Origin of the sequence: Streptomyces sp. UH6 (assembly GCF_013421635.1) — a bacterium.
GTDB lineage: Bacteria > Actinomycetota > Actinomycetes > Streptomycetales > Streptomycetaceae > Streptomyces > Streptomyces abyssomicinicus.
This window is the reverse complement of record NZ_JACADT010000950.1, coordinates 1-2188: the sequence shown is the minus strand read 5'-3', so window position 1 is coordinate 2188 and position 2188 is coordinate 1. Positions and strand designations below refer to the sequence as shown.

The window sequence follows — 2188 nt, the reverse complement described above, 5'->3', positions numbered from 1 at the left end:
CAGCGCCCGGGTGGAGTGGTAGGCGGAGGCGAGCGTCACCTCCCGCACGCCGAGGGCGGCGGTGCGGGCGGCGGCCTCCGGGTCTCCGACGACGTCCCAGGGGTAGAGGAAGGCGGAGGCCCTCACGCCGCACCTCCGGCGTCCGCGCCCGGCAGGCCCTCCGGGCGGTCGGCCTCCGGCAGCAGGGCGTAGCCGCGCGTGACGATGTCGGCGAGTTCCTTGACGTGCTCGGCGGCCGGTTCGCTCAGCGGCGGCCGCACCTCGCCCACCTCGCCGCCGCGCAGGCGCACACCGGCCTTGACGAGCGAGACGGCGTAGCCGCGCCCCTGGGAGCGCAGTTCCACCAGGGGGCGGTAGAAGCCGTCGATGAGGCGGTCGACCGTGGCGTCGTCACCGGTGGTGAGGGCCCGGTGGAAGGCGACGGCGATCTCCGGGGCGAAGCAGAAGGCGGCCGAGGAGTAGAGGGTGACGCCGACGCCGCGGTAGGCGAGCGCGGTGAGTTCGGCGGTGGGGAGCCCGTTGAAGTAGAGGAAGTCCTCGCCGGGCCGTTCGGTGCGGACGGCGCTGACGATCCGCTGCACGAGGTCGAGGTCGCCGAGACCGTCCTTCAGGCCCACGATCCGCGGGTGGCGCGCGAGTTGGGCCACCGTCCGCGGGGTGAACACGGCGTTGTCGCGCTGGTAGACGATGACGTCGAGGGCGGTGGCGTCCGCGAGGGCTGTGTAGTGGGCGAGCAGTCCGCCCTGGTCGGCGACGACCAGGTACGGGGGCATGGCGAGCAGCCCGTCGGCGCCCGCCTCCTCGGCGGCGCGGGCGTACCGTACGGCGAGCGCGGTGCCGTATCCGGCGCCCGCGAAGACCGGCACCCGGCCGGCGGCCTCGGCCACCGCCGCGGCGACGCAGCGCCGGAACTCCTCGGGTGTCAGGGCGTGGAACTCGCCGGTCCCGCAGCAGGCGAAGACGGCGGCGGCGCCGGCGTCGATGCCGTCGCGCACATGGGCGCGGAAGGCGTCGAGGTCGACGTCCCCGTCCGGCCCGTACGCGGTGACGGGGAAGAACAGCACGCCGTCGAGCCGGGCGCTGAGAGCGGGCGAGGTCGGTGAGGGTGAGGTCACGGGGCTCCCTGGACGACGTACGGCGGCGCGACAGCGACGTACATGCACCTGACCGATGTTTACATTTCTGAACGCCGGTCACGCTAGGGCAGCCGCCATTCCCGGTCAAGGTACGTGAACACCCACTTGACGCTGCGTCGGAGAACTCCCTAGCGTGCCCACGCACGTGAACTCCGTCCACGCATGCGGACCCGAGGTCCGCCCCCGCCGGCCCCGCGCCGCCCCCGACCCGAGGAGAACGCCATGCCCGCTCCCCGCTCCGTCCTGCTCACCGGCGCCGCGGGCGGACTCGGCACCCTGATGCGGGACCTGCTCCCCTCCTACGGGTACACCCTGCGGCTGTTCGACGTCATGCCCGTCGAGGGGGTACGGGACACGGAGGAGGTCGTCACCGCCGACCTGGCGGACCGGGCGGCGCTGCGCGAGGCCATGAGCGGCATGGACGCGGTGATCCACCTCGCGGGCATCTCGCTCGAGTCGTCCTTCGAGAAGATCCTGCGGGCCAACATCGAGGGCACCCACCACCTGTACGAGGCGGTCCGCGAGGAGGGCGTCCCCCGCGTCGTCCTCGCCTCCAGCAACCACGTCGTCGGTTTCACCCCGGCCCCGCGCGAGGGCGACCCGCTGATCCCCGTCGACACCCCGCGCCGCCCCGACACCTTCTACGGCCTGTCCAAGGCGTTCGGCGAGGACCTGGCCCAGCTCTACTGGGACCGGCACGGCGTGGAGACCGTCTCCGTCCGCATCGGCTCCTGCTTCCCCGAGCCCACCACGGTGCGGATGCTGTCGGTCTGGATGAGCCCGGCCGACGGCGCCCGGCTCTTCCACGCGGCGCTGACCGCGGAGGGCGTCGGCCACACCGTCGTCCACGGCAGCTCCGCCAACACCCGCCTGTGGTGGGACCTCTCCTCGGCGCGGGCGCTCGGCTACGAGCCGCAGGACGACTCCGAGCCCTTCGCGGCCAAGCTCGTGGCCGAACAGGGCGAGCTGGACCGGTCCAACCCCGAACAGGGGCTGCTCGGCGGGCACTTCACCACCAACCCGCCGATCTGGCCGCACTGAGCGGCGACGCC

2 protein-coding genes are annotated in these 2188 nt (G+C 73.4%); one reads left to right on the top strand and one right to left on the bottom strand.

Annotation, left to right across the window (positions count from 1 at the left end):
- Positions 1-122 precede the first annotated feature (122 nt).
- Positions 123-1115, bottom strand: coding sequence for a 5-dehydro-4-deoxyglucarate dehydratase (locus HW445_RS27930; RefSeq protein ID WP_180223643.1), 993 nt, complete (start codon positions 1113-1115; stop codon positions 123-125).
- A gap of 243 nt (positions 1116-1358) precedes the next feature.
- Between HW445_RS27930 and HW445_RS27925 the strand changes: the two genes are divergently transcribed.
- Positions 1359-2177 (top strand): NAD(P)-dependent oxidoreductase, encoded by an 819-nt coding sequence (locus tag HW445_RS27925; RefSeq protein WP_180223642.1) that lies wholly within the window; start codon positions 1359-1361, stop codon positions 2175-2177.
- Positions 2178-2188 lie beyond the last annotated feature (11 nt).

Bases quoted from the DNA above. Each gene is read 5' to 3' on its own strand.
- HW445_RS27925 (WP_180223642.1), top strand. From the start codon at position 1,359: ATGCCCGCTCCCCGCTCCGTCCTGCTCACCGGCGCCGCGGGCGGACTC.